The organism is Streptomyces albipurpureus, assembly GCF_023701525.1.
GTDB lineage: Bacteria > Actinomycetota > Actinomycetes > Streptomycetales > Streptomycetaceae > Streptomyces > Streptomyces albipurpureus.
The window spans coordinates 205,371-224,699 of record NZ_JAMQAW010000029.1 but is presented as its reverse complement, the minus strand read 5'-3'; the positions used below and the strand labels follow the sequence as shown (position 1 = coordinate 224,699).

The 19,329-nt window shown below is 68.5% G+C and carries 18 protein-coding genes; 12 read left to right on the top strand and 6 right to left on the bottom strand.

Going from position 1 to position 19,329, the window contains the following annotated elements:
• Nucleotides 1–193: 193 nt before the first annotated feature.
• The 9 genes from NBG84_RS23825 to NBG84_RS23785 all read left to right on the top strand — a co-directional run bounded on the left by NBG84_RS23825 (nt 194) and on the right by NBG84_RS23785 (nt 9,908).
• Nucleotides 194–1,672, top strand: coding sequence for an MFS transporter (locus NBG84_RS23825; protein ID WP_250921605.1), 1,479 nt, complete (start codon nt 194–196; stop codon nt 1,670–1,672).
• A 75-nt stretch (nt 1,673–1,747) separates the two neighbouring features.
• Nucleotides 1,748–2,161, top strand: coding sequence for a DUF3151 domain-containing protein (locus NBG84_RS23820; protein WP_250921604.1), 414 nt, complete (start codon nt 1,748–1,750; stop codon nt 2,159–2,161).
• Nucleotides 2,162–2,348: 187 nt separating this feature from the next.
• Nucleotides 2,349–3,170 (top strand): tryptophan 2,3-dioxygenase family protein, encoded by an 822-nt coding sequence (locus NBG84_RS23815; protein ID WP_250921603.1) that lies wholly within the window; start codon nt 2,349–2,351, stop codon nt 3,168–3,170.
• A complete protein-coding gene (gene kynU / locus NBG84_RS23810) occupies nt 3,163–4,389 on the top strand; it encodes a kynureninase (protein ID WP_250921602.1) in 1,227 nt (408 codons plus the stop codon). Before NBG84_RS23815 ends, kynU begins: the two co-directional genes overlap by 8 nt.
• A gap of 121 nt (nt 4,390–4,510) precedes the next feature.
• Nucleotides 4,511–5,380, top strand: a complete 870-nt coding sequence (locus tag NBG84_RS23805) for an alpha/beta hydrolase family protein (protein ID WP_250921601.1) — start codon at nt 4,511–4,513, stop codon at nt 5,378–5,380.
• 285 nt (nt 5,381–5,665) lie between these two features.
• Nucleotides 5,666–6,487, top strand: coding sequence for an NAD(P)H-binding protein (locus NBG84_RS23800; protein ID WP_250921600.1), 822 nt, complete (start codon nt 5,666–5,668; stop codon nt 6,485–6,487).
• Between the two features lie 102 nt (nt 6,488–6,589).
• Complete coding sequence (locus NBG84_RS23795; protein WP_250921599.1) at nt 6,590–7,891, top strand: sensor histidine kinase; 1,302 nt, start codon at nt 6,590–6,592, stop codon at nt 7,889–7,891.
• Nucleotides 7,888–8,568: a response regulator gene (locus NBG84_RS23790; protein ID WP_250921598.1), complete on the top strand. Its 681-nt coding sequence runs from the start codon at nt 7,888–7,890 to the stop codon at nt 8,566–8,568. Before NBG84_RS23795 ends, NBG84_RS23790 begins: the two co-directional genes overlap by 4 nt.
• 134 nt (nt 8,569–8,702) lie before the next feature.
• Complete coding sequence (locus NBG84_RS23785) at nt 8,703–9,908, top strand: cytochrome P450 (RefSeq protein WP_250921597.1); 1,206 nt, start codon at nt 8,703–8,705, stop codon at nt 9,906–9,908.
• Between the two features lie 158 nt (nt 9,909–10,066).
• On the opposite strand, the gene NBG84_RS23780 is transcribed toward NBG84_RS23785, so the two are convergent.
• Nucleotides 10,067–11,689: an ABC transporter permease gene (locus NBG84_RS23780; RefSeq protein WP_425608686.1), complete on the bottom strand. Its 1,623-nt coding sequence runs from the start codon at nt 11,687–11,689 to the stop codon at nt 10,067–10,069.
• Nucleotides 11,686–12,594 carry an ABC transporter ATP-binding protein gene (locus NBG84_RS23775; RefSeq protein ID WP_250921596.1) on the bottom strand — a complete coding sequence of 303 codons (909 nt, stop codon included), beginning with the start codon at nt 12,592–12,594 and terminating at the stop codon, nt 11,686–11,688. Before NBG84_RS23775 ends, NBG84_RS23780 begins: the two co-directional genes overlap by 4 nt.
• 94 nt (nt 12,595–12,688) lie before the next feature.
• Here NBG84_RS23775 and NBG84_RS23770 point away from each other — a divergent pair, with 94 nt between their 5' ends.
• Nucleotides 12,689–13,201: a GbsR/MarR family transcriptional regulator gene (locus NBG84_RS23770; RefSeq protein ID WP_250921595.1), complete on the top strand. Its 513-nt coding sequence runs from the start codon at nt 12,689–12,691 to the stop codon at nt 13,199–13,201.
• A 97-nt stretch (nt 13,202–13,298) separates the two neighbouring features.
• Here NBG84_RS23770 and NBG84_RS23765 read toward each other — a convergent pair whose 3' ends face one another.
• Entirely contained in the window at nt 13,299–14,126 is an 828-nt protein-coding gene (locus tag NBG84_RS23765; protein ID WP_250921594.1) for a diacylglycerol kinase family protein, read from the bottom strand.
• A gap of 153 nt (nt 14,127–14,279) precedes the next feature.
• Between NBG84_RS23765 and NBG84_RS23760 the strand changes: the two genes are divergently transcribed.
• Together NBG84_RS23760 and NBG84_RS23755 are read left to right on the top strand one after the other, a co-directional pair.
• Nucleotides 14,280–15,563, top strand: a complete 1,284-nt coding sequence (locus NBG84_RS23760) for an adenylosuccinate synthase (protein WP_250921593.1) — start codon at nt 14,280–14,282, stop codon at nt 15,561–15,563.
• Between the two features lie 393 nt (nt 15,564–15,956).
• Nucleotides 15,957–16,478 carry an SMI1/KNR4 family protein gene (locus NBG84_RS23755; RefSeq protein ID WP_250921592.1) on the top strand — a complete coding sequence of 174 codons (522 nt, stop codon included), beginning with the start codon at nt 15,957–15,959 and terminating at the stop codon, nt 16,476–16,478.
• 206 nt (nt 16,479–16,684) lie between these two features.
• On the opposite strand, the gene NBG84_RS23750 is transcribed toward NBG84_RS23755, so the two are convergent.
• The 3 genes from NBG84_RS23750 to NBG84_RS23740 all read right to left on the bottom strand — a co-directional run bounded on the left by NBG84_RS23750 (nt 16,685) and on the right by NBG84_RS23740 (nt 19,323).
• Nucleotides 16,685–17,074, bottom strand: coding sequence for a peptidoglycan-binding domain-containing protein (locus NBG84_RS23750; RefSeq protein WP_250921591.1), 390 nt, complete (start codon nt 17,072–17,074; stop codon nt 16,685–16,687).
• 171 nt (nt 17,075–17,245) lie between these two features.
• Nucleotides 17,246–17,860, bottom strand: a complete 615-nt coding sequence (locus NBG84_RS23745) for a hypothetical protein (RefSeq protein ID WP_250921590.1) — start codon at nt 17,858–17,860, stop codon at nt 17,246–17,248.
• Entirely contained in the window at nt 17,857–19,323 is a 1,467-nt protein-coding gene (locus tag NBG84_RS23740; protein WP_250921589.1) for a hypothetical protein, read from the bottom strand. The genes NBG84_RS23745 and NBG84_RS23740 overlap by 4 nt, the downstream gene beginning before the upstream one ends.
• Nucleotides 19,324–19,329: the final 6 nt, after the last annotated feature.

Sequence of the window (19,329 nt, the reverse complement as noted above, 5' to 3'; positions counted from 1 at the left end):
CCAAACAAGGCACCCCGCCAAGGGACAACCCCAGCCCGTCCGGCGTTTGAGGACGGAACCCTCCACCCCAGGTGAGGACACCAAAACAGGGCCGCCCAGCCGGAGAACCCAAGCCCCCAGGCACCAGCACCCCCGCCAAGGGGGACCACCTCGCCAAGGAGCACCCTGCCCCGAGCGCTGCGATGATCCCTCTATGGACGCCCACCCGGGAGACATCCGGCTATCCACACCCACAGGGCGATGGGTGGTCCTCACCACCGTGCTCGGCTCCAGCATGGCCCTGTTGGATTCGACCGTGGTCAACGTCGCTCTCCCGCGCATCGGGGAGGACCTCAACGCGGATATGGCCGTACTTCAGTGGACGATCAACGCCTACATGCTGTCGCTGGCCGGGCTGATCCTGTTGGGCGGGGCGCTTGGGGATCGGTATGGGCGGCGGAAGGTGTTTGTCATTGGGGTGGTCTGGTTCGCCTGTGGGTCGTTGTTGTGCGGGCTGGCGCAGAGTGGGGAGATGCTGGTGCTGTCGCGGGCGCTCCAGGGGGTGGGGGCGGCGCTGCTCACCCCGGGGTCGCTGGCGTTGATCCAGGCGAGTCTTCACCCGGATGACCGGTCGCGGGCGGTGGGGCTGTGGTCGGGGCTCGGTGGGGTGGGGGCGGCGATCGGGCCGTTCGTGGGGGGCTGGCTGGTGGATGGGCCGGGGTGGCGGTGGGTGTTTCTGATCAATGTGCCGCTTGCCGCGCTCTGTGTTCCCATCGCGTTGCGGCATGTGCCCGAGTCGCGTGATCCGGCGGCGCACAACCACCGCTTCGATGTGCTCGGGGCCGTGCTGGGGGCGTTGGCGTTGGGCCTGGTGACGTATGCGCTGATCGGGTCGCAGTGGGTGGCCGGGGTCGCCGGGGTGGTGGTCGCGGTGGTGTTCGTCGGGGTGGAGAAGCGGCGGGCCGAGCCGATGCTGCCGTTGTCGGTCTTCCGCTCGCGTTTGTTCACCTCGATCAACTTGGTGACGCTCTGTGTGTATGCCGGGTTCGGTGGCTTCTTCTTCCTGGTGGCGCTCCAGCTTCAGGTGGTGGTCGGGTACTCGGCGCTGGGGGCCGGGCTCGCGCTGTTGCCGACGACGGTGTTGATGTTGTTGTTCTCGGCGAAGTCGGGGGAGCTGGCGCAGCGGATCGGCCCGCGGATCCCGCTGACCGTGGGCCCGCTGCTGTGTGCCGCGGGCATGCTGCTGATGTTGCGGGTGGGCGAGGACGCCTCGTACATGGCGGATGTGCTGCCCGCGCTGGTGGTGATGGGGCTGGGGATGGTGACCCTGGTCGCGCCGTTGACGGCGACGGTCCTGTCGTCGGTGGAGACCGCACGGGCCGGGATCGCCAGTGGTATCAACAACGCCGCCGCCCGGGCGGGTGGTCTGCTTGCGGTGGCCGCGTTGCCGTTGCTTGCGGGGATGGGGCCGGAGGCGTACCGCTCGGCGGATGAGTTCGGTGAGACCTTTCGGCGGGCGATGCCGATGTGCGCGGGGGTGCTGGTGCTGGGGGCCCTGATCGCCGTGGTGGCGGTGCGACGCCCCGTACCGCCTGCCGAGGGGGCGGAGGTACGTCCGGAATGCCGGATGAACTGCGGGGTTGGCGCACCCCCGCTGGAGGCCCGGCCCAAGGAGTCGCCCGCGGGTGGCTGAGGCCGGGGTGGGCTCGTTTCGGTGATCCGGTCGGGGTCCGCGGTCGTAGCGGGCCGGGCCTGGGACACTTGGCGTATGGGCATCCATGAAAACCTGCTCGGGGGCCCGCCCCCGACTCATCTCCCCGACGACCCGGAGCCGCGTGAGCTGCTCGCTTCCGGGACGTCCCCCGCCGAAGTGGCGGCCAAGTATCCGACCTCCTCACTCGCCTGGGCGCGGCTCGCGGACGACGCCTATGAGCGCGGCAGTGTGGTGGAGTCGTACGCCTACGCCCGTACCGGCTATCACCGTGGCCTTGACTCGCTGCGCCGCAGCGGTTGGAAGGGGCACGGTCCCGTGCCGTGGGAGCACGAGCCCAACCGCGGGTTCCTGCGTGCCCTGCACGCGCTGGCCCGGGCCGCGCAGTCCATTGGGGAGCAGGCGGAGTACGAGCGTTGCGCGACCTTCCTGCGCGACTCGTCCCCGACCGCGGCTGACACCCTGGGCTAAGCCACTGACCTGGGATTTTGATGCTCTGTGCGGCTAGTGGCAAGCCGCGGGAGCCCATGAGCCAGACGACGGCCCACGCCCCACAGAGATCGCGGGGTGTGGGCCGCGGCTTATGATGCGGGTGGGGACCGGGGTCCCACACCAACAGGAAGGGGCGGACCGCTACCCGGACGTCGAGGAGACAGCGATGTCACATGACGCTGCCCCGCATCTGGATTTCGCGGGCACCACTCCGTACGAGGACTATGTCCAGGCGGATGTTCTGACCCATCTGCAGCACCCGCTCTCCGAAGATCCGGGAGAGATGGTCTTCCTGGTCACCACGCAGGTGATGGAGCTGTGGTTCACCGTCATCGTCCATGAGTGGGAGACGGCGATCCAGGCGCTCGGTGAGGACCGCGTACCCGAGGCGCTGGATGCGTTGAAGCGGTCGGTGCGGGAGCTGGAGGCGCTGAACGCCTCCTGGAAGCCGCTGGGCCAACTGACCCCCGCACAGTTCAACTCCTACCGTGACGCCCTCGGCGAGGGATCGGGCTTCCAGTCGGCGATGTACCGGCGGATGGAGTTCCTGCTCGGGGACAAGTCCGCGTCGATGCTGGTGCCCCACCGTGGCGCACCGCGCGTCCACGCCGAGTTGGAGAAGGCGCTGGCTCAGCCGAGCCTGTACGACGAGGTGCTGGGGTTGCTCGCCCGGCGCGGTCTGCCCGTACCCCGTACGGTGCTGGAGCGCGATCTGACCCGGAAGTACGAGCCCTCCGAGGCCGTCGAGAAGGTCTGGTCGGGGATCTACGGGGACCCGGACCAGAACGCCGAGCTGGTACGGCTGGGTGAGGCGCTCACCGATGTGGGCGAGTTGGTGTGGCGATGGCGCAATGACCATCTGGTGGCCACCCGGCGGGCGATGGGGGCCAAGGCGGGTACGGGAGGGTCGGCGGGTGTGGCCTGGCTGGAGAAGCGGGCCCGGAAGAACGTCTTCCCCGAGCTGTGGACGGCGCGTAGCTATGTCTGAGGCGCTCAAGCAGAAGGCCGCCGCCGCGGACGCGGCGGATGTACTGAGTTCGCGGCGCGAGCTGTTCAGTCTGGACGACGGCATTTATCTGGATGGCAATTCGCTGGGCGCGCTGCCCGCGCATGTGCCGGCCCGGGTGGCTGATGTGGTCCAGCGGCAGTGGGGTGAGCTGCGCATTCGCTCCTGGGACGAGAGCGGCTGGTGGACGGCGCCCGAGCGGGTGGGCGACCGGATCGCGCCGCTGGTGGGTGCGGCGCCCGGACAGTTGGTCGTGGGCGACTCCACCAGTGTCAATGTCTTCAAGGCCGTAGCGGCGGGGGCCAGGCTGAGGCCGGGCCGTACCGAGATCGTCGTCGATGCCACCACCTTCCCCACCGATGGCTATATCGCGGCTTCGGTGGCCCGGATGACCGGCTGCACCATCGTGCCGGTCGATCCCGGAGCGCTGGCCTCGGTGTTGGGGCCGGCCACGGCCGTTGTGTTGCTCAACCACGTCGACTTCCGTACGGGGCGGCTGCACGATCTGCCGTCGTTGACCGCCGCCATCCAGGGGGCGGGTGCGGTCGCGGTCTGGGACCTCTGCCACAGTGCGGGGGCGCTCCCCGTGGATCTGGACGCGCATGGGGTGGATCTCGCCATCGGCTGCACCTACAAGTATCTGAACGGCGGCCCGGGTTCACCCGCGTACATCTATATCGCCGAGCGGCACCAAGGGGCGTTCGACAGCCCGCTGCCCGGCTGGCATTCGCATGTCGACCCGTTCGCGATGGCCCCCGACCACATCCCGGGCCAGGGCGCGGTCCGGGGCAGGGTCGGTACGCCCGCGATTCTCTCCCTGCTCGCCCTGGAAGCGGCGTTGGAGGTCTGGGACGGCGTCTCCATCGACTCCGTACGGGCGAAGAGTCTGGCGCTGAGCGACTTCTTCCTGGAGTGCGCGGACGCCCAGGTGGCGGGCGGGGTGCGGGGGCCTGGCTCCCGGGTCTCCCTGCTGACTCCCGTCGCGCACGGCGAGCGCGGTAGCCAGTTGGCGCTGCGCTGCGCCGAGGCGCCGGCCGTGATGGGCCGGCTGATCGAGCGTGGAGTGGTGGGGGATCTTCGCAGGCCGGACGTGCTGCGGTTTGGATTCACCCCGCTGTACACCTCGTTCGCGGAGGTCGAAAGGGCTGCTGCCGCGCTCGTCGAGGTCCTGGCGGAAGTCCCTCGCGGCACGTTGGCCTGATCTTAAGGTTTAAACCTGACCAGCGGGGACTGATAGCGTCCCCGCTGGTCAGCACATTTGCGCGGGAGCCTGGTTTGGTCCCGCGGTCAATTCCGAGACAGCTTCGGAAGGTTGGAACCGCATGTCGGACCCCGTCGCCCGTGACGCCGCCGAAACCGAGTCGGCCTTCTCCCATCCCGCAGTGGCCCCGGATGTGTCCCTCGCGTACGGCGAACACCCCGATCAGGTCGTTGACTTCTACGCCCCCAGAGGCGCCGATGGCAGCGTGCCGCTGGTGGTTCTGCTGCACGGTGGGGCTTGGCGGGCGCCCTATGACCGGCAGTACATGACCCCGTTCGCTGACTTCCTGGCCCGGCGCGGACTCGCGGTCGCCAATGTCGAGTACCGGCGCGGCCGGAGCCTGCCCCAGCAGGGTGGCGACGGGCCGGTCGCCGGTCGTTGGCCGGAGACCTTTGACGACATCGCCGCCGTACTGGACGCGCTGCCGGAACTCACCCGTACCGCACTGCCCCAGGCCGATGTCCGGCGCACGGTACTCGCCGGGCACTCCGCCGGCGGTCAGCTCGCGCTCTGGGCGGCGGCCCGGCATGTGCTGCCGGTGGGTTCGCCGTGGCGGCTGGCCGCTCCGCCGCCACTGCGCGGGGTGGTGGCGCTGGCGCCGATCGCCGACCTCACCGGAGCGGTGGAGCTCGATGTGTGCGGTGGGGCGGTGCGCGAGCTGCTGGGCGGCGAGGCGGAGTTGGCGGAGCGAGCCGCGCAGGTCGACCCGGCGGTGCTGCTTCCGACGGGGATCGCGACCGCCGTGGTGCAGGGGCGCGATGACCTCACCGTGCCGTACGGGCTCGCGGAGTCGTTCGTGGACGCCGCGGCGAAGGCCGGGGAGATGGTGGGACTGACCCTGCTGGAGGAGATCGGGCACTTTCCGCTGATCGATCCGGCGGCGGACGCCTGTGCGGTGGCGGCCGAGGAGATCGCCCAACTGGCCTGGTGAGCGGCCCGCACCCGGTACCCGGTTACCGCGTGCTCGGCGCCCCGGACCGAGGTGCCGGGGTCGATCGGCCGAGGACAGAACTGGTCTCGGGTCGCCGCGGACAGGTTCGGGGGACGGCCCCGGCCCCGGCGAGGTTGGCAGCCAGGACGAGTCAGGTCAGGACGGTAGTGGCTCGCGGTCGGAGTCGGTGGCCTGTCAACGCGGACCTACCCATGCGGACCTACCCACCGCGGACCCTCCTGGTTGAGGACAGAAGCTGACCGCAAGTCTTTCTATGTTCCTCCCATGACTCATCTCATCACCGGAGCAACCGGAACCGTAGGCCGGCAGATCGTGGAGCAGCTGCTGGAACGCGGCCACTCCGTGCGCGCCCTCACCCGTGACCCCGCCAAGGCCCGGTTCCCCGCCGGGGTCGAGACCGTGCGGGGCGACCTCACCGACCCCGAGTCCCTCGTACCCGCCCTGGAGGGAGTGACGGGTCTGCATCTGATCACCTTCGGCGGCCCCTACTTCGCTCCGCTGGAGACCGGCCCGCGGATTCTGGAGCTGGCTCGGGCCGCCGGGGTGCGGCGGATCTCCGTCCTCCACGGCGGTGGACCCACCCCGTTGGAGACCGCGGTCCGGGAGAGCGACTTCGTCTGGACCGTGGTGATGCCGGTGGAGTTCATGTCGAACGCGCTGGAATGGGCCGAGGGCATCCGCACCGGGGACGAGGTGCGCGAGCCGTTCGTGGCGCGATTGAGCGCCATGGTGCATGAGGCGGACATCGGCGCGGTCGCCGCCGTCGCCCTCACCGAGGACGGGCACGGCGGGCAGGAGTACATCGTCACCGGCCCGCAGGCGCTGAGCGTCGAGGACAAGACACAGACGCTCGCCGCCGCCCGGGGGAAGCCGGTTCGGCTGGTGGAACTGACCGAGGAGGAGGCCTTGGCGCAGTGGCGGGCGGCCGGGCAGTCGGATGAGGTGATCGAGTTCCTGCTGATGGTCTACCGCGACACCCCGATCGTCGGACGCACCGTCGCGGACACCGTGGAGAAGGTCACCGGGCGCCCGCCGCGGAGCTTCGCACAGTGGGCGAAAGAGCACGCGGACGCCTTTCGCGGCTGATCTGTCCTACCGAGGGAACCCCAGGTAGTCCTTAGGGCGGACGCGGCGGAGTCCATAGTGATGCTGACGACCGCGTCCGTCCTTCCCCTTACCGTTCTGTAGGTGACCGAGAAGACCAGACCTCCCGAGTACCGCCTGGCCATGGGGGCCCTGGGCGGCCTCCGCCAGGACCTTGTCCTCCATGCCTTCGCCTACCGACCCCTGCCACCACTGCGCCCCGACGGCCCGCTGATCCGCCGGCTACCGGCACGAATACGGCGGCTGGCCGTATGGGCGCCCCATGGCGCCGTGGGGATGCTCTGCCTCTTCACCCTGTTCGCCTGGGGGGCCTCCAGGGTCACCGGCTTCAGCTCCACGCTGAGCGTGGCGGTGCCCATCCTCGCCCTGGCGATGACGCTGGTACGGCCCGTCGGCGGGTTCTGGATCTCGATCGCGGCCGTTCCCCTGGTCAACGCGACGGGCGGGTACGACGGGGGGACATGGCCCTGGCCGCCCACCCTCTTCTTCGGCCATCTCTGTGTGCTGACCATCGTCACCCTGCGCACCCGGCCCCGCAGCGCCATGTGGATGTGGCTGATCACCGCGCTGGCCGGGTACTTCACCGAGTCCCTGCTGGACCGCTGGGCCTCGACCAACACCTCGCAGCTGCTCTTCGCGGCCGCGGTGCTGATGCTGCTGGCTACCACCTACCTCGTCCGCAAGGACGCCAGGGAAGAAGTCGCCGCCCACAAGACCGTCACCGCCGTGGAACGCGATCGGCGCACCCTCCTTGAGGAGCGCACCACCATCGCCCGCGAGCTGCACGATGTGGTCGCCCACCACATGTCGGTGGTGGCGATCCAGGCGGAGGCCGCGCCCTACCGGGTGGAGAACCCGCCGCCCGAGTTGGAGCAGGCCTTCATCACCATCCGGGAGAACGCGGTGGCCGCCCTGACCGAGCTGCGCCGCATCCTCGGAGTCGTTCGCGCGGAGGACTACGAGGCCCCGGACGCCCCTCAGCCGATGCTGGCCGATCTCGACCAGTTGCTGCGCAATGTGGCGGAGGCCGGTCTGACGGTGGAGAAGACCATCACCGGCGCCGTGCGGGAGCTTCCCCCGGGCATCGAACTGTCGGCGTACCGGATCATCCAGGAGGCGCTGAGCAACGCACTGCGCCACGCACCCGGATCGACGGCCAAGGTCGAGGTCTCCCATGTGCTCGGCGGGCTCGGGCTGCGGATCGTGAACACCGCACCCCAGGGTCTGGTGAAGCCGTCGCCGGGGGCGGGGCACGGGATCACCGGGATGCGGGAGCGTGTGACCATGCTCAATGGCGAGATGACCGCCGAGCCGACCGAGCACGGGGGGTATGAGGTGACCGCCTTCATCCCCGTGCCCGCCGCAGTCACCGAGGAGCAGGCATGACCGCCACCCCCACCACGTCGACCATTCGTGTGCTGATCGTCGACGACCAGATGATGGTGCGTGAGGGCTTCTCGGTCCTGCTGAACGCGATGCCTGACATCGAGGTCATCGGGGAAGCCGTCAACGGCCGGGAGGCGGTCACCAAGGTCGCCGAGCTCGCCCCGGACGTGGTGCTGATGGACATCCGGATGCCCGAGCTCAACGGCATCGAGGCCACCCGCGAGATCGTCGCGAGCAGCAGCTCGTCGAAGGTGCTGGTGCTCACCACCTTCGATCTGGACGAGTACGTGTACCAGGCGCTGCGCGCCGGGGCGTCCGGCTTTCTGCTGAAGGACGCGTCCGCCCGGCAGCTGGCGGACGGGGTGCGGGTGGTGGCGGCGGGTGACGCGCTGCTGGCACCGACGGTGACCCGGCGGTTGATCACCGAGTTCTCCAAGCTCACCCAGGCCCCCAAGGCGCCCTCGCTCTCCCATGTCGGGGATCTCACCGAGCGGGAGACCGAGGTGCTGGTGCTGATAGCCCAGGGGTTGTCGAACGCGGAGATCGCCTCCCATCTGCTGGTCGCGGAATCCACCATCAAGACGCATGTGAGCCGGATCCTGGTGAAGCTCGGGCTACGGGATCGGACTCAGGCCGCGGTGTTCGCGTATGAGGCGCGGCTGGTGACACCGGGCTAGTCCGGCGCCTTGTTCGCGGACGGGTGTCCGGTTGGCGACGGTGGCACGGATGAGGTGTCTTTGCTGGTCACAAACGGGTTGAGCCTCCTGATCAGCACTGGTCACAGCAGGGCGCGGAGGGTTAGCGTCCGGATATGAGCGCACTCTTCGAACCGTGGTCACCCTCCTTCGTCGCCGACCCGTACCCCGCGTACGAGCAGCTGCGGGCGCAGGGGCGGGTGCACTGGTTCGAGCCCACCGGGCAGTGGCTCGTACCGCACTACGAGGATGTGTCGGCGCTACTGCGTGACCGTCGCCTCGGACGGACGTATCTGCACCGCTTCTCCCATGAGGAGTTCGGGCGTACGCCTCCGCTGGCCGAGCACGAGCCGTTCCACACGCTGAACGACAACGGCATCCTCGATCTGGAGGCCCCGGACCACACCCGTATCCGCCGGCTGATCACCAAGGCGTTCACTCCGCGGACCGTGGCCCGGTTGGAGCCGACCGTGCAGCGGCTCGCCGCCGAACTGGTCGCGGACCTCATCAGGGCGGGCGGTGGCGATCTGCTCGCCGATGTCGCCGAGCCGCTGCCGGTTGCGGTGATCGCGGAGATGTTGGGCATCCCGGAGGCGGACCGTGCGCTGTTGCGGCCCTGGTCGGCGGATATCTGCGGGATGTTCGAGTTGAATCCGTCGCCGGAGACGGCGGATCGCGCGGTGCGGGCGTCGGTGGAGTTCTCGGCGTATCTGCGGGAGCTGATCGCGGAGCGCCGCAAGGAGCCGGGAGACGATCTGATCTCGGCGCTGATCGCCGCCTATGAGGAGGGCGACCGGCTCAGCGAGCAGGAGATGATCTCCACCTGTGTGCTGCTGCTGAACGCCGGTCATGAGGCCACCGTCAACACCACGGCGAACGGCTGGTGGACCCTGTTCCGCCATCCCGAGCAGCTGGCGCGGCTGCGGGCCGACCACTCCCTGCTCCCCACGGCCATCGAGGAGCTGATGCGGTACGACACCCCGTTGCAGATGTTCGAGCGGTGGGTGCTCGATGACATCGAGATCGCGGGAACGGTCCTGCCCCGCGGCTCTGAGCTGGCGCTCCTCTTCGGCTCGGCCAACCGCGACCCGGGCCGCTTTGTGAACGCGGACCTCCTCGACCTCGCCCGCGAGGACAACGCTCACATCACCTTCGGCGCGGGCATCCACTTCTGCCTGGGCGCACCGCTGGCCCGGATCGAACTGGCGGCGTCCTTCGGTGAGCTGCTGCGAGGCGCCCCGACGATGCGCCTGGTGGGGGAGCCGCGGTGGAAGCCGGGGTATGTGATCCGGGGTGTGTACGAGCTGCCGGTGGAGCTGTAGCCGGTTCCTGCCTCTGGGGCTGTTCCCGCCGTGCGGGAGTGAGCGAGCGCCCGCGCACCACAAGGGTGACGGGGTCGGCCCTGGGGGCAGCCCTCAAGGGGGCCCGCAGAGCCCGGGGTCCCATGACCTCCTGCCTACGCGGCTGCTGTCCGCCGACCTCATGTCTGGAGGTCCCTGCGCCGTAGTCCCGCCAGGCCCACACTGGTCAGGGCGATGGCCAGGGCCGTCAGTACCAGGATCGGCGCCCATTCCAGCGAGCCGCCCGGCAGTTTGGGCAGCTGTCCGAAGGGCGAGAGGTCCAGTACCCAGCTCGGGAGGTCGAGCGCGGGCCCGATCCAGCCGATGGCGAGACACGCTCCGGCGACACCCCAGGACGCCGCCGCGGCCCGGGGGAACACCCCGTAGAGCAGGACCGCGACGCTGCCAAGGAGCCAGACGGCGGGGAGTTGGGCCAGTGCCGCCCCGAGGATCGGACCGAACTGATCGCCATGGCCGATCGCCAGGCCAAGGCCCAGACAGCTGAGGATGACGATCGCTCCGCCGAAGGCGATCGTCAGATGGCCGGCGGCCCAGGGGAGACGGCCGACCGCGTTCGCGAGGACGGGCTCCGCCCGCTGCGCGGTCTCCTCGCCGTGTAGCCGCAGTACGGCTGAGACGACATGGAGCGCGGCGACCATGGCGCAGATCCCGACGATGGCGGCGAGAAACGCCGAGGTAAGACCGGACTGGCCGCCCATCCGTTGAAAGATCTCCCGCGCGTCCTCGTTCTCACCGACGAGCTCGGCGGCCCCGTCCGCCATGGAACCGAAGGCGAGCCCGGCGAGCAGAAAGCCCGCGGCCCAGCCGAGGAGGGCGCCGCGCTGAAGCCGCCAGGCCAGTTGGGTGGTGGTGGTGAGCCTGCCCGCGGCGGGCCCGGGACGGGTGGGCAGAAAGCTCATCCCCACATCCCGCCGCCCGGCGAGCGCGTACGCCAGCGCTCCCTGTACGAGGACGGCGGCGGCGAGCAGCGCCAGCACCCACCAGCGGGTCGCGCCGAACGGGCGGATGTGCTCCGCCCAGCCGAGCGGGGAGAGCCAGGTCAGCGGGGATGAACCGGCGTGGGTGGCGGCGTCGCCCGCGGCTCGCAGCGCGTAGGCGCCGCCCAGCGCGGCCGCCGTCAGCCCGCGGGCGAGGCGGGCGCTCTCGGTGAGCTGGGCCATCAGGGCGGCCATGGTGGCGAAGAGCATCCCGATCCCACCGATGGAGAGCCCCAGCGCGAGGGCTCCCGCCGCCGAGCCGCCGGGGCCGGCCAGCCCGATGGCGATGAGCAGGGCGATACCGGTGTTGGCGATCAGCGCGGTGAGCAGTGCGGCCGTGAGCGGGGCACGCCGTCCCACCACGGCCGCTGACAGCATCTCCTGACGGCCGCTCTCCTCCTCGTCGCGGGTGTGCCGGATGACGATGAGCAGGCTCATCACCGCTGCCATCAGCGCGCTGAAGCCACCGAAGCGCCAGGCGACCAGTCCGCCGACGGAGTCGCTGAAGAGCGGCCCGTACATCGCCCGCAGTGAGCCGTTGGTGGTCATCGACCGCAGTAGTTCGGCCCGCTCGGCCTCGGTGTCGTAGAACGACTCGATGGTGCCGGCGCCGCTGATGGTGACGCCTGCCAGCACCAGTACCCACACCGGCAGCATCAGCCGATCCTGGCGCAGGGCCAGCCGCAGCAGGGTTCCCGTACCGGCGAAGGGGCGGCTGCCGGTGCGCGGGGGGACGTGGTGAGGGGCTTCGGCCAGGGTGGTCACCGGGGCACCGCCTGACCGCCGCGGTCATCGGTGTAGTGCCGCAGAAACAGTTCCTCCAAGGTGGGTGGGGTGCTGATGAGCGACCGCACGCCGGAGTCGGTGAGGGAGCGCAGTACGGCGTCGAGCCTGTCCGTCTCGACCTGGAGCTTGACCCGGTTGCCCTGGACGACGAGGTCATGGACGCCGGGGAGCTCTCGTAGGGGTCCGGGGGCGGTGGCGAGTTCGGCGGTGACGCTGGTGCGGGTGAGGTGCCGCAACTCGGCGAGCGAACCGGTCTCCACGGTCTGGCCCCTGCGGATGATGCTGACCCGGTCGCAGAGGGTCTCCACCTCGCTGAGGAGGTGGGAGGAGAGCAGTACGGTCCGACCGCGATCGCGTTCAGCGGCCACGCAACCCTGGAAGACCTCCTCCATCAGGGGGTCGAGCCCGGAGGTCGGTTCGTCGAGGATCAGCAGATCCACATCGGAGGCGAAGGCGGCGACCAGGGCGACCTTCTGTCGGTTGCCCTTGGAGTAGGTCCGCCCCTTTCTGGTGGGGTCGAGCTGGAATCGCTCGATCAACTCCGCCCGCCGGGCGCGATCGAGTCCGCCGCGCAATCCGCCGTAGAGGTCGATGACCTCGCCTCCGGAGAGGTTGCGCCACAACGTGACATCGCCGGGCACATAGGCGATGCGGCGGTGCAGGGTGACGGCGTCCCGCCAGGGGTCGCCGCCGAGGACTTGCATCGCCCCGGAGTCGGCGCGCAGCAGGCCGAGCAGGACCCGGATGGTGGTGGACTTTCCCGAGCCGTTGGGACCGAGGAAACCGTGGACCTCGCCACGCTCAACGGAGAGATCAAGGCCGTCCAGCGCGGGGGTGCGTCCGAATGACTTATGGAGCCCGGAGACGGTAATCGCCCTTGTCATACTTCAGAACATACGTTGTTTTCACAAACTTGTGAAGTTAAGGAACCGTATAAAGTTGGGCTGAGTGCCCTGACCAGGGGAGAGGATCGGTGCCATGAACGAAAAGCAGCCCGCGACGGCCAAGCCGCAGCGGGATGAGGCGGTGGTGTCGGCCTTCGTCGAGCGGTTCGCCGCCCAGTTGACCGAAGCGGGCATGGTCCGGATGCCGGCCCGGGTCTTCGCGGCGATCCTGTCCTGCGACTCCGGGGCGATGTCCGCGGCGGAGCTGAGCGAGCAGCTGAAGATCAGCCCGGCCGCGGTCTCCGGGGCGGTGCGCTATCTCTCCCAGGTCACGATGATCTCCCGGGAGCGCGAGCCGGGGTCGCGGCGCGACCGCTACCGCGTGCACTCCGACCAGTGGTACGAGGCGCTCGGAAACCGCGACCAGATCGTCAAGAGCTGGGAGGAGACCATGCGCGAGGGCGTGGCGAGACTCGGGCCCGACACCCCTGCGGGACGGCGGCTGGCGGAGACCCAGGAATTCTTCGCGTTCCTGGGGAAGGAACTGCCCCTGCTGCTGGAACGCTGGCGCGAGGAGCGGGAGCGGACATACGGCGGTTCTGCCTGAGCCCGCGCCCGATGTTCGCCGCGACGCGGGCCTCCCGAGGCTGATGTGGCTGTCGGCTGGGTCCTCGCGGCGGACGCGCCCGCTGGGCGGGCGCCGGCTAGGTGCCCGTCGCTGACGGCAGCGTCAGTCCCCATGCCCCCGCTCGTAGCGTCCAGGTCCGGGTGCGCACCGGGCCCGTGATGGTGGTGTCCGCGCGATAGCGGAAGTCCGGTCCGGCGACCGTCACCGTCAGCGCCTTCGCGGTCAACGGCTCCACCAGCAGGCCGGGACGCAACGGGTGCGCCGGTCGCACCACCACCTCGGCCCGCCCACCGACCGCCCGGATCGTCACCGACTCCACCTCCCGGTCCAGATCGGTCAGCAGCACCCCGTCCACCTCCACCCGCAGCCGGTGCGGGCGCGCCAGTGGTGCGGGCATCGGTCTCGCCAGGCCGCGCACCAGCGAACGCCAGACCTCCCGGAGGGACCCCGCCCCGGCCGGGTAGCCCGAGCCCACCGCGGGGATCGTGAGATCCCCCACCACCACCCCGTCGCTCTCGTCCACCAGCAGGTCAAGCCGCCGAACGGACCCGTCCAACACCGCTCGCGCCGCAGCGACCGCCCCCTTGGGCACCCCCAGCGAGTGCGCCAGTGCGATCGCGGGCGCCGGCCCCACCGGAACCAGGGACAGTGCCCCGTTTCCCAGCCAGCGATCCCGGTACAACAGCGCCACGGCACGCAGTAGTGCCCGGTCGTCACCCACCACGACGGGCCGTCGGGAGCCCCTGCGAGCGAGGGCCCGCGCAAAGTCCTCGGGACCCTCTGGAAGGAGGATTTTCGCCTCCGAACCACCGCACAGAACATCCTTCGCGATCCGCACGGACTCGCCGTCACTTCGGCGGGCGACCGGGTCGATGACCACCAGCAGCTGGTCGTGAGCCGACACCTCGGTCCTTCCTCGGGTAGCATCTTTGTGCAAGAGCCCCTTGCGCTATTGCGCCAGGGGCTTCGTCTATTCCGGGGCAACCGGTCCGCGGACTCAGGCACGGCTCACGCCCCCTGATCCTGGACATGCCCCGCCCGGAAGGGGTGTACGCCTGTGCCCGCACTTGTGCTGCTCGGTGCTCAGTGGGGTGATGAGGGTAAGGGGAAGGCCACCGACCTGCTCGGTGGATCAGTGGATTACGTAGTGCGCTACCAAGGTGGCAACAATGCCGGCCATACGGTCGTCGTCGGCGACCAGAAGTACGCGCTGCACCTCCTCCCCTCCGGGATTCTCTCACCGGGGTGCACCCCGGTCATCGGCAACGGTGTCGTTGTGGACCCGGCCGTCCTGCTCTCCGAGCTGAGCGGGCTCAACGACCGTGGCGTGGACACGTCAAAGTTGTTGATCAGTGGCAACGCTCATCTCATCACTCCGTACAACGTCACCCTCGACAAGGTGACGGAACGGTTCCTCGGAAAGCGGAAGATCGGCACCACGGGTCGGGGCATCGGCCCCACCTACGCCGACAAGATCAACCGCGTGGGCATCCGGGTCCAGGACCTCTACGACGAGTCGATCCTGGAGCAGAAGGTCGAGGCGGCGCTGGAGTCCAAGAACCAGCTGCTCGCCAAGGTCTTCAACCGCCGGGCCATCGAGGTCGGCCGGATGGTCGAGGAGATGCTCCAGTACGCCGAGCAGCTTCGGCCGTACGTCGCCGACACCACGCTGCTGCTCAACGACGCGATCGACAACGGCAAGGTGGTCCTCTTCGAGGGCGGCCAGGGCACACTGCTCGACGTCGACCACGGCACGTACCCCTTCGTCACCTCGTCCAACCCGACCGCGGGCGGTGCCTGCACGGGCTCGGGCGTGGGTCCGACGAAGATCAGCCGGGTCATCGGCATCCTCAAGGCCTACACCACCCGGGTGGGCGCGGGACCGTTCCCGACCGAACTCTTCGACGAGGACGGCGAGGCGCTGCGCCGCATCGGCGGCGAGCGGGGTGTCACCACCGGCCGCGACCGCCGTTGTGGCTGGTTCGACGCGGTCATCGCACGGTATGCGACCCGGGTCAACGGGCTGACGGACTTCTTCCTCACCAAGCTGGACGTGCTGACCGGCTGGGAGCAGATCCCGGTCTGCGTGGCGTACGAGATCGACGGCAAGCGCGTCGAGGAGCTCCCCTACTCACAGACGGACTTCCACCACGCCAAGCCCATCTACGAGATGCTGCCCGGCTGGTCCGAGGACATCACCAAGGCCAAGACCTTCGACGACCTGCCGAAGAACGCCCAGGCGTATGTGAAGGCGCTGGAGGAGATGTCGGGTGCGCCGATCTCGGCGATCGGTGTGGGCCCCGGCCGCACCGAGACGATCGAGATCAACTCGTTCCTCTAGTCCACCTCCACCGGGCTGGTCCCTGTCCGGGACCACCAGGACCACCGGCGGCCGTCAACCGTCTCCACGGGCCGTCTCCACGATCGGGCCGCTCAGGGTGCGGCGCCAAAGCACCCTGAGCGGCCCGATCCCGGGCCTGTCTCCGGTCCGATCTCCGGTCCGGTCTTCAAGGAGTCGTGGCACTCGACGCGGCTGTGCCCGGGCGGGGCCACCCGTCCGGGCACAGTGCTGTCAGTCGGCCACTCGCTGTGCGGGCCGGGTCAACGGGCCCACCACCCATGAGCAGTCGGGTGCAGGGGGCGCCCGAGTGATTTCTCGGCGGCACGTTTCTGCCCTTGTGGCCGGATCTGGCCGACATTCCGATGTCCTCGCTCAGAGCGCTAGCCTGCGGCTGTGTCTCTCATCGATGATCGTGATTTCCCCGCCGCCCTCGCTGCCGTGGCCGAGGTCGAGTTTGAGTACGCCGACGGCGACGGCGTCGATCTCTATCCCTTTGACGACTCTGTCTCCGCCGAGGAAACCACGGACTGGCTGCGCTCCTGGACCGGCAACCATGAACTCGACGGCGACGGGTTCCGGCTGTTCGGCAAGGACGGCACCGGCGGCTATGTAGCGCTCTGGCTGGTGCGGCCGGATACGGAACTCACCGGGCAGCCGGTGGCCTTCTTCGGCTCGGAAGGGGAGACGGGTGTGGTCGCCCGTGATCTCAGCGAGTACCTGTGGCTGCTGGCCGACGGGTTCGGCCCCTTCGAGGCCGTCGAGTATCCGCAGCGCGATCCGCAACCCCATGACGAGCTCACGGCGATAGCCGAGCGTCACGCCCAGCTCCCTCGCCGCTCGGCCCATGAAGTGCTCGCCGCGGCGGCGAAGGAGTTCCCCGGCTTCCAGCAGACCATCGACGATCTCTGTCGCTAGCGCGAGGCCATGACCCAGGCCTGACGTAGGAACGGTCGGTGCGCGCCAGGACGGGCGTACCGGCGCCTTGACCCGGTACGCCCAAGAGCCGCGCTGGCGCCGGCGCGACGGGCGGGCTCCCAGGGGCCGTACAGGCCGGGCAGCGGAACGGGCCGGGCAGCGGAACGGGCCCGGGCGGCTGGGCCGGGCCCGTGGGAAACGCTGGTTCAGCAGCCGTTGCGCAGCACATTCCAGGTGACGGGACCGACGATCCCGTCGACACCGATCCCGCAGGCACCCTGGATATCCCGCACCGCGGCCTCGGTGCGGGCGCCGAAGCTACCGTCAACCCCGGATGGACCGATGTCGAAGCCCCAGTGTTGGAGCAGACACTGGGCTTCTCTGACGGCATTGCCCGAGCTGCCCCTTCGGACGGTGGGCGGGGTCACGGCTCCGTGGTAGCCGCAGTAGACGGCGGGCACGGGGATCGAGGTCGCTGCGGTCGGTTGGCTTCTCATCGCGGCGGAGGCAGCGGCGGGACTGGTGGCCAGCGCCGTGATTCCGGTCATCATGACGGTCACGACTGCCAGCGACACTCCGAGCTTGCGCAGGATCACTAGATCTCTCCATTCGTTCCGGATGCTCTGGACACCTACCAGAGCGGACACTTCCCAGAGCGCCACGAGAACACCGGACACGCCAAAAGAAACCCTCTCAAACCGCCCCCTGGGGGGAGTTGGAAGCAAGGGCGCACATCGCGCTGACCGCGTTCCCCGGTGAGCCGGTGGTCAACTCCCGGCCGGTTCGGCTGCGGGAGGAGTGGCGCTCGGTTCGATGGATGACCGCAGATAGATCCGGGTGCCGCCCGAGCCCAGTACCTGGGCGAAGATGTCGATACAGCGGCTGACCATCTTGCCCTCGGGCGTGGAGACATCCCCCTCACAGACACCGCCCTGGCGCATCCCCGTCACGATGGTCTCCGGCTCCGGGAGTCCCAAGTGGGAAAATGGCGCCGTCGGCCTGTATCCCTTCTCCTTCGGGTGGTCGTTGCCGATCAGTTTGGTACCTTCCGGGCTCAACGCCTTCAAGTACTTCTCTGCATCGGGTCTTGGCAAGACAAAGGAGAGGAGGGCGATATCGATCCGGCCGGTTTTGTAGCCGGCGCGCTGGTCGGTGGCGGTCTTGGGAACCTGCAAGCCGAAGAGCTTGATCGTCCAAGCGGGCGTTGCGCCACTTACCCAGCAGCAGTCCTTCTCCTTCTTTACCTGATCCGAGGTGACCTTGTCGGTGAGTTGATTGACGACGAGGAAGGCTCCACCCACGAGAACGACGAGGGTGGCGACGACAATGAGTGACCGGGCAGGCAGCGAGAGCCGCTCAGAGCGATCGAGTGAAGCGGTCACCGTCCCGGATCCGTCCGTCCGCCATCCCGGCCTGGGTCTGGGGGCTTGGGCAGGGGATCGGTGTTCGGAGTAGCCCCTCCGAGGTCATAGTGTTTCACTGAGCTACTGCCCGCCATATCGAATTCTTGGGCGTGGCCCACTGTGTGTTGCCGTCCCATCTCTCCATCTGGAATGTCAACGGGGCCGATCTGTACGCCTTTCCCTTTGTCCCAGTTATAGCGATCCCATGCGTTGGCCTGATATTCGAGACCGACCCTGGGCTGTCCGGTAGCATCCGGGGTGACGGTGACTATTCCAGTCACATTCGATCGAGTGGACCCCACGGCGTAGTACCAGTTGCCTTCCTTTTCTTGATCGAAAGTGTAATCCCGGTTCACGGTTTCAACTGGGATCGCAATCGGTTTTCCCCCGTTCCTATGAAACTCTGCCAGTGCCTGTTCACGCCATTCGTCCTGGCGGCGCCGGATCTGATTATCGATGTGATTCTTGAAATCCTCGTCGTCCGAGAGCATTCTGTCGACGGGAAGTTCCAATGGATCGCCGCTTCTGTCCAGGTAGTGCATCATGTGCTTTCCGGCGTCGTTCATACCCGACCACTCCGACCCTGTGATCAGCAGATGCATCTTTTCGCGAGTGATCCATTCGTCCCCGCCGGGGTCCTCCGAGTCGAAGCGTCCAGACCCGCGGTCCGCCGCCACCTTCTTTACCGTGGGACTCAACAGGCCAGCAGCGAGGAGGTTGTCTCGCTGCCCCATCCACAACTCTGCTCGTGCCTGGGGGCTCAAGGACTGCCACAACCTCCGTAGCTCGTCCTGCTGTCGGTCGTTTGCATCTCCACCCAACGCGGCGAGTTTCATTGCGCGCGGCAGTTGATCCTGGTCGAGTGAGGTGTGGGTGGCATGACCGGCGTTGAAGGGGTCACCTCCATGGATCGTTTTCAGCGCCCGAGTGACCGCGGCATCGACTTCAGCCGCGTGCGCCACGAGCCCTGTCAGGGTGTCGGCGTACCACTGGACCATGTCTTGGGTTCGCTGAGATGGACCCTGCGCGTCACAGATGGTCGAGACGACCTTCACGGTGCCATTGCTGCCGTCCGAAATCAGCAGTCCAGGGTCGGCTTCTGGGTACCGCTCTGGGTTTCCCCGCCGGGCCTCCTCCGTCAGCTTCCTGGCCTGCTTCTGTATTCGTGTCAGCTCGCCGTGGGCGTCAGCCAGTACGCTGTGGATGCTCTGCGCCTGTGCGTGCAGATCGCCGAACTCCTTTGCCGTGCTACCGACGAACTCCTTGGTGACGCTGGCGTTGACGCCCTCCCAGCGTGCTGCCGCAGACTTCTTCACCATTCCGTCGGTGACCTCAGTTTTGAGCTTTGCTAACTCACCGACCATGGTCTGCCAGTCGCCCACCGCCGTGTTCAACTTGCCGAGGTCCAGGGCGATGAGATCCGAGTAGCCGAATGCCGCCATGTCTCC

Bases quoted from the DNA above. Each gene is read 5' to 3' on its own strand.
- NBG84_RS23825 (WP_250921605.1), top strand. From the start codon at position 194: ATGGACGCCCACCCGGGAGACATCCGGCTATCCACACCCACAGGGCGA.
- NBG84_RS23820 (WP_250921604.1), top strand. From the start codon at position 1,748: ATGGGCATCCATGAAAACCTGCTCGGGGGCCCGCCCCCGACTCATCTC.
- NBG84_RS23815 (WP_250921603.1), top strand. From the start codon at position 2,349: ATGTCACATGACGCTGCCCCGCATCTGGATTTCGCGGGCACCACTCCG.
- kynU (WP_250921602.1), top strand. From the start codon at position 3,163: ATGTCTGAGGCGCTCAAGCAGAAGGCCGCCGCCGCGGACGCGGCGGAT.
- NBG84_RS23805 (WP_250921601.1), top strand. From the start codon at position 4,511: ATGTCGGACCCCGTCGCCCGTGACGCCGCCGAAACCGAGTCGGCCTTC.
- NBG84_RS23800 (WP_250921600.1), top strand. From the start codon at position 5,666: ATGACTCATCTCATCACCGGAGCAACCGGAACCGTAGGCCGGCAGATC.
- NBG84_RS23790 (WP_250921598.1), top strand. From the start codon at position 7,888: ATGACCGCCACCCCCACCACGTCGACCATTCGTGTGCTGATCGTCGAC.
- NBG84_RS23785 (WP_250921597.1), top strand. From the start codon at position 8,703: ATGAGCGCACTCTTCGAACCGTGGTCACCCTCCTTCGTCGCCGACCCG.
- NBG84_RS23775 (WP_250921596.1), bottom strand. From the start codon at position 12,594: ATGACAAGGGCGATTACCGTCTCCGGGCTCCATAAGTCATTCGGACGC.
- NBG84_RS23770 (WP_250921595.1), top strand. From the start codon at position 12,689: ATGAACGAAAAGCAGCCCGCGACGGCCAAGCCGCAGCGGGATGAGGCG.
- NBG84_RS23740 (WP_250921589.1), bottom strand. From the start codon at position 19,323: ATGGCGGCATTCGGCTACTCGGATCTCATCGCCCTGGACCTCGGCAAG.